Source organism: Rhizobium sp. PEPV16, assembly GCF_008919455.1.
Lineage (GTDB): Bacteria > Pseudomonadota > Alphaproteobacteria > Rhizobiales > Rhizobiaceae > Rhizobium > Rhizobium leguminosarum_Q.
In genome coordinates, this window is sequence record NZ_VSZV01000316.1 from 37190 (window position 1) to 43973 (window position 6784).

The following is a 6784-nucleotide window of genomic DNA, read 5'->3' on the forward strand; positions in this document are numbered from 1 at the left end:
CGCCCGACTCTTGGCGGGCGCGACAATTCCTCTATCTCAATCCTGTTAGCAAAAATATGAGCAGGCCGGCTCCGGAGGCGGACGGAATGGCCGCAGGCCGCGCACGGGAGGAGTGTGCGCGCCGTTACCGGAGGAAAATCGATGCCCGCCAGCACCATCAAACTGCATGTCAGCCACACCTATAGGATGCCGCCCGCCGTCGTCTACGACGCCTGGCTCAACCCCGAAATCGCCCGCCGCTTCCTGTTTGCGACCGATGACGGTCACGTCATCCGCGCCGATATCGATCCGCATGTCGGCGGCCGTTTCTTCGTCGTCGACCGCCGCCCGACCGGCGACGCATTCCACCAGGGCGTCTTCCTGGAACTGAAGCGCCCGCAACGCATGGTCTTCAGCTTTTCCGTCGAGGAGCACGACCACAATTGCGACCGCGTCGAGATCAACATCGAGCCTCTGGGCGGCGGCAGCCGCCTGACGCTGACCCATGAAATGTGCGCGGAATGGGCCGAACACGAGGAAAAGACCCGGCAAGGCTGGGCGCATGTGGTCGAGGGGCTTGGCAGGGAACTGGAGCAGCAGCAGCTCAAGGCGACGGGCTGAGCGGTAGGCTGAAATCCCGCAGGAAGCGGGTCGCGCCTTCTTCGTCGATCTCGCCGGCGGCTACCGCAAGAACGAAAGCGTAGAGATTGGCATCGGTCGTTTCGATCTCGTAGCCATTTTCGAGAAGGAACACAGCGGCGGTTACGATCGCGATCCGCTTGTTGCCGTCGACGAATGCACGGTTGCGGGCAAGACCAAAAAGATAGGCGGCGGCGAATTCGATGACGCCGTCGCAGCCGTAATTTGCCTTGTGTACAGGCCGGCCGAGAGCCGATTCCAGAGCGCCTTCGTCACGCAGTCCTGTGAGACCGCCGAAGCGCTCGATCTGCATTTTCTGCAGGCTCTCCACCAGCGGTCTGGTCAGGAATTTGAAGGCCATTATTCGGCCAGCTTTTTCAAAGCGACCTTATACTTGTCCATGAAATATCGCGCCGCTTCGAGCTGACGAGACAAATCCTCATCGGCCGGCTTCAAAGTGATGCCGCCGTTTTCGATCTGCAACTCCAGTGAATCGCCAGCCTTCAATCCAAGGCGGTCGAGAACTTCCTTGGGAATGATAATACCCTCGGAATTGCCGATCTTGCGGATTGTGACGTTCATCGCTTCATCCTCTGTGTGGTAACGGAGTTATAACATGAGGTAGAGCAGGCGAGGACGTCCTAGCCTGCCATTTGAACGATGCTTTTCCTCCGCACGATCCAGACGGAATGGGCTGCGATCGCCGCCACCAGGATGCCGCCGCCGACCAGCGTCATTGGCGCCGGCGTTTCCGCAAAGATCAGCCACACCCAGATCGGCGCGAGCACGGTTTCGAGCAGATAGAACATGCCGACCTCCGGCGCGGAGAGGTAACGCGGCCCGGTCGCCAGACACCAGAAGGCAAGCGGCATCATCACTGCGCCGTTGAAGAGGATCCAGGCGGGATGCTCGATCGAAAAACCGCCTGCCGGTATGACCGAGATCAGGCCGACCGCCGCCGGCAGCACCGTCGAAAGCAGCGAGACGAAGCCCGTCTCCCGGCGCGAGGCGCGGCTGACGGTGATGGCGGCGGCAATGATGAAGGCGGTCAGCAGCGCCATGATATCACCGAAGAGATGGCCGCCCGAAAGCCCATCCCGCACGATCAGACCGACGCCGAAGATCATCGCCGCCATGGCGATCAGCGTTGCTAGCGCCGGCCGCTCCTTGAGGAAAATCCAGGAAAGAAGGGCGGCGAACATCGGATTGAAGGCGATGATGAAAACGACATTGGCCGTCGACGTGTTGAAAACGGCAAGAAGAAAGACCACCGTCGTCAGGCCGTAAAGCAGACCGGTGACCAGGCCCGGCCAGCCCGGCACAAGCAGCGGCCAGCGCCCATTGGCGATCCTGAGCACTGTGGCGACCAGAAGCGTCACGCCAAGGGTCGCGATGCTTCTCGCGGCCAGGATCGACCACAGCTCGCCGTCGGCGAGCCTCATCAGCGGGATATCCACGGAAAGCGCCAGCCCGCCGATCGCCGTCAGCAGCAGGCCCTTCCGATGGTCGGAAAGAGCGGTGGGGAACATTCAGTCGTGGGTGCTCTCGGGCATGGACGAGGGATCGAAGCGTTCCCACCCGCGCGGGGTCAGATGTTCCTGCGGCTGGAAGCGCGTCTTGTAGTCCATTTTCCGCGACCCTTGAACCCAGTAGCCGAGGTAGACATGCGGCAGTCCCAACGCTTTCGTGCGCCTGACATGATCGAGAATCATGAAGGTGCCGAGCGAACGCCGCTCAAGCGCCGGATTGAAATAGGAATAAACCATCGACAGCCCATCGCTCATCGTGTCGGTCAGCGCAGCGCCAAGCAGTTCGCCTTTCGGGCGCTGCTCCAGTCCTGAGCCTTCCTCACGCAGGCGATATTCGATGATCCTCGTATTCACATGCGTGTCTTCCACCATGATTGCATAGTCGAGCACGGTCATGTCAGACATGCCGCCCTGCTGGTGGCGAAAATCGAGATAGCGTCGAAAGAGTGAATATTGCTCGCTGGAGGGCTGGGCCGCGAATTCGGTAGCGATGACGTCGGAATTTGCGGCAAGCACCCGCTTCATCGATTTGGTCGGCTCGAATTCCTGGGCGAGAATTCGCACGGAAACGCAGGCGCGACAGGATTCGCAGGCCGGGCGATAAGCGATGTTCTGCGAGCGGCGGAAACCGCCTTGCGTCAGGATGTCGTTCATCTCGGCGGCGCGCGGGCCGACCAGATGGGTGAACACCTTTCGCTCCATCTCATGCGGCAGGTACGGACACGCAGCCGGAGCCGTCAGATAAAACTGCGGGGATGGCGTCGTCTGCGTATTCATTTGTCGCGGAAATTTCCTTGTCGAGACCGTGCCGTTTCCTGACAGCATGACCTAAGAATAAAAAACGTCAACAGCGGGGCGCGTTTCGCCCTTCATATCAGTCTTCTAATTTTAGATATGGAGCGCTGGGGCGTGCCGGCAAAGGGAAGGCGGAGACTTTATTTGGTCTCCGCCCGGGTTCGCAGTTAGGGTCTCAGGCCGTGCGCACCGTCGCCGTGCCCACAAGCAGGTCGTGAACGAGACGGCTGCGTTCGATGAACAGGCCGGCAAGCAGAATGAGCGGCGTCAGCACCGAGTTGAGGATCCAGAACAGAGCCAGATGCACGATCGCTGTCATGAAATCCATCGGCCGTCCGTCGACGCGCACGATTGCGATCCCCATGGCCCGCATACCGAGCGAGGCCTGGCTCGGCCCGCCCACCGTCAGGCCAAAGTAAATGCCGGCGACGATGACGAAGAGGGCAGGGTAGAGAAAGAAGCCGAGCCCCAGCGTGACGATCGACAGGAAGAACAGCACGATCGCCGCGGGAATGCAGAGCAGCGCCACGATGACGTAGTCGAGGATGAAGGCGAAGACCCGGCGGCTCAACACGCCGCTATAGGCGCGCCAGTCCTCCGGTGCGGCATAAAGCGGATTGGGGTTGTAGCTCATCTCAATCTCCTGCGGAAAAACGATGCCGCTGATATGGTATCGGCAGGGCAAAATGCAATATTTGCTCTAGATTCGGATGATTTTGGGCCGGTTCCGCCCAATCACCGCTTTGCGAGAATTTTCGCCACTTCGACCGCGAAATAGGTGAGGACACCGTCGCATCCCGCCCGCTTGAACGACAGCAGCGTTTCGAGCATCGCCCGCTCGCCATCGATCCAGCCGTTCATCGCCGCCGCCTTGATCTGTGTATATTCGCCGGACACCTGATAGGCGAAGGTCGGCAGGCCAAAGGCCTCCTTCATCCGCCAGCAGATATCGAGATAGGGCAGGCCGGGCTTGACCATCAGCATGTCGGCGCCTTCCTCGACGTCGAGGGCAGCGTCGCGGATCGCCTCGGTGCCGTTGGCGGGATCGATATAATAGGTCTTCTTGTCGCCTTTCAGCAGCCCGCCCGTCGAGATCGCCTCGCGATAGGGACCGTAGAAGGCGGAGGCGAATTTCGTCGCATAGCTCATGATGCCGACGCTCTGGTGGCCGGCCGCATCAAGCGCCATGCGGATCGCGCCGATGCGCCCGTCCATCATTTCCGACGGCGCGATGATGTCGGCGCCGGCATCTGCCTGCATCACGGCGGCGCGCGCCACCTGGTCGACCGTCTCGTCATTGACGATCTCGCCGCCTCTGAGAATGCCGTCATGGCCGTGGCTGGTGAAGGGATCGAGCGCGACATCGGTAATGATGCCGATATTAGGTACCGCCTTCTTGATCGCCGCCGTCGCCTGATTGATCAGGTTGTTGGCTTCGAGGCTGTTCGAGCCGGTCTCGTCGCGCAGCTCCATCTCGATATTCGGAAAGGTGGCAAGGGCCGGAATGCCGAGGCCGGCCGCTTCGCGCGCGGCCTCGACGGCCTTGTCGATGCTCATCCGGTTGACGCCGGGCATGGCCGGGATCGGATCGACGATGCCTGAACCCGGCACGATGAAGATCGGCCAGATCAGGTCATCGACCGTCAACCGGTTCTCCTGCACCAGCCGGCGTGTCCAATCCGCCTTGCGGTTGCGCCGCATGCGGCGATGGCCGGTGATCTCGTCGACGAGATGAGTCCTGTCCTGCATGATATCTATCCCTGGCCCATTCCATTTATCGGAGCGCTCATTATCATGGCGCCTGGAAAATCCAAACCGGACGATTGGCCGCGGCGGAAGAACCGCTGGCGCATGATGCCGATAATCGGAATCGATTTTTCGGGGGTATGCGCAAACTCAAAGTGATAAAGCGTTCTCCAGCGCGTCTTGTCAGACACGCGGCGTTCCTTATGAAGATGCAACCCCAAACCGATGTCTGCGCTATGGAAACCGAATCCCCGACGATACCGAAACGCACACTGGCGGATATCCTCTTCATTCTCTTCCTGAGACTGGTTGCCTTATCCTGCTTCTGGTTCGGCTTGCAATATTGGGCGATGCTCGTCGGCTATTCGCTGGTTGGCGCCGGCCGCTTCGATCTTTTGAGCCTGCCATGGAAAGTGGCGAGCACCAGCCTCGCCGTGCTCTTCCCCGTTGCCTCCCTCGGCCTCTGGCTGACCGTCTCCTGGGGGCCGGTCATCTGGGTGCTGGCCGCCGGCGGACAAATCCTCATGTATGGCCTGCTGCCGGATATTTTCGGCCCCAACCAGCTGATCATCCTGCTGCATGTCATCGTCGCGGTGGTCTACTTGATTTTCCGCCTGCTGCTGTGGCTGGAAAAGCGCCGGCATCGCCGCCAGGTAAGTGTTGATTTACCCTGAGACAACGTGGAGTTACCGGTAAGGCTCCGTTAAGCCTGCGGTTTAAGTCGAATTTTATATGTATTCGATAGGGTCTCACTCAAGGCGGGAAGAAAACACACCGCCAAACAAACAGTGAGGCAGTCAATATGAACACGAAAATAAAGCCGCAGTCGGTATCGACCTTCCGTGACCAGCAGGACCACGACATCCGTGATCTTTACATGGAGTCCCTTCATCTCGTTGAACGTCTGCACCGTCGTCTTCTCGACGTTATCAAGGACGAATTCGACCGTCAGGGTCGCAGCGACGTCAACGCCATCCAGGCGCTGCTCCTTTTCAACATCGGCAATTCCGAGCTGACCGCCGGCGAACTGCGCTCGCGTGGCTACTATCTCGGCTCCAACGTCTCCTACAACGTCAAGAAGCTGGTCGATCTCGGTTTCATCAACCACCAGCGCTCGCGCATCGACCGCCGCTCGGTCCGCATCAGCCTGACCGAAACCGGCCAGGACATCGCCGAAACGGTGGCCAAGCTCTACGAACGCCACATCGCCTCGATCGACAAGGTCGGCGGCATCGGCACCGACGAGTTCACCCAGATGAACAAGCTGCTCCAGCGTCTGGACCGTTTCTGGAACGACCAGATCCTGTATCGCCTCTGAGACCCCTGACCTCCTTCCAGGGTTGCAGAAAATCGGACGTGTCCCTGCACGTCCGATTTTGCCGTTTGCTCTCGCGTGGCATCTTTGCAACGCGGGGCAGACAAGCGCAAAGCCCGGTATTTAAGCCGTTTTTTAGCCGTTATTAACCGGCACGCTTTACCCCGTCATATGGTTCGTTGCGTCCTGTTTCCGGCAGTCGGCAAGTCCGCCTTCCGGCCAGGCAACACGAATTGGCCATATTGGTGTGGCAGCGGAAGGCTTAACAACCGGCGCTTTCAATAGACCGATCAGGAATGCTCAGGCTGCCGCATCGCAATCTTGTGATGGGGCAAGCGGAATTTTTCGGTGCGCCGGGACAACGAGTGGACTGGGATCTGCGTTTACGCGCAGTGATATCGCAAAAGGCCGCAGATTCTTTTTATAGCGGCATTCAGTGGTTGGGACTATGTCGAAGAAAAACGGAATTGAAGCTCTCTCGCGCCGCGCTTTCCTTGCGTCCGCGGCAATGGTTGGCGCCAGCGCGATTGCCGCGCCGGCATTCGCGCAATCGGCGCTCGATACGCTGATCAATGCGCCGCGCCGCGGAAACTGGGATGACCAATTTGACGCCAAGGCGGCGTCGCGCACGGCGACCGCCATGGTTTCCAACACGCCGATCCTCGGGCCCCAATCGGTCGCAAGCGCCCAGCAGGCGATCATGCAGTATCAGCAGATCGCCGCAGCCGGCGGCTGGCCTGAGGTCAATCCCGGTGATCAGCGTCTGCAGCTCGGCGTAAGC

The 6784-nt window shown here is 59.9% G+C and carries 9 protein-coding genes and 1 pseudogene; 4 read left to right on the top strand and 6 right to left on the bottom strand.

What is annotated here, in order from left to right:
* Positions 1-141 precede the first annotated feature (141 nt).
* Complete coding sequence (locus tag FY112_RS19495) at positions 142-600, top strand: SRPBCC domain-containing protein (RefSeq protein ID WP_151519072.1); 459 nt, start codon at positions 142-144, stop codon at positions 598-600.
* Here FY112_RS19495 and FY112_RS19500 read toward each other — a convergent pair.
* From FY112_RS19500 to hemB, 6 genes are all read right to left on the bottom strand, one after another.
* Positions 584-979, bottom strand: coding sequence for a type II toxin-antitoxin system death-on-curing family toxin (locus FY112_RS19500; protein ID WP_151519073.1), 396 nt, complete (start codon positions 977-979; stop codon positions 584-586). The genes FY112_RS19495 and FY112_RS19500 overlap by 17 nt on opposite strands.
* Positions 979-1200 (bottom strand): AbrB/MazE/SpoVT family DNA-binding domain-containing protein, encoded by a 222-nt coding sequence (locus FY112_RS19505; RefSeq protein WP_151519074.1) that lies wholly within the window; start codon positions 1198-1200, stop codon positions 979-981. Before FY112_RS19505 ends, FY112_RS19500 begins: the two co-directional genes overlap by 1 nt.
* A gap of 59 nt (positions 1201-1259) precedes the next feature.
* A complete protein-coding gene (locus FY112_RS19510; protein ID WP_151519075.1) occupies positions 1260-2147 on the bottom strand; it encodes a DMT family transporter in 888 nt (295 codons plus the stop codon).
* Entirely contained in the window at positions 2148-2924 is a 777-nt protein-coding gene (locus FY112_RS19515) for an arginyltransferase (protein WP_017959862.1), read from the bottom strand. It abuts the gene before it with no gap.
* Positions 2925-3117: 193 nt separating this feature from the next.
* A complete protein-coding gene (locus tag FY112_RS19520) occupies positions 3118-3576 on the bottom strand; it encodes an RDD family protein (RefSeq protein ID WP_003547150.1) in 459 nt (152 codons plus the stop codon).
* Positions 3577-3677: 101 nt separating this feature from the next.
* Positions 3678-4691: a porphobilinogen synthase gene (hemB, locus tag FY112_RS19525; protein WP_151519076.1), complete on the bottom strand. Its 1014-nt coding sequence runs from the start codon at positions 4689-4691 to the stop codon at positions 3678-3680.
* Positions 4692-4924: 233 nt separating this feature from the next.
* On the opposite strand from hemB, the gene FY112_RS19530 reads away from it, so the two are divergent.
* The 3 genes and pseudogenes from FY112_RS19530 to FY112_RS19540 all read left to right on the top strand — a co-directional run.
* The gene (locus FY112_RS19530) at positions 4925-5362 is read left to right on the top strand and encodes a DUF6163 family protein (RefSeq protein ID WP_025394019.1); all 438 of its coding nucleotides are present in this window, start codon (positions 4925-4927) and stop codon (positions 5360-5362) included.
* Between the two features lie 128 nt (positions 5363-5490).
* Positions 5491-6006, top strand: coding sequence for a MarR family winged helix-turn-helix transcriptional regulator (locus FY112_RS19535; protein WP_151519077.1), 516 nt, complete (start codon positions 5491-5493; stop codon positions 6004-6006).
* Between the two features lie 445 nt (positions 6007-6451).
* Positions 6452-6784, top strand: a pseudogene (locus FY112_RS19540) (amidase); the annotation flags it as partial.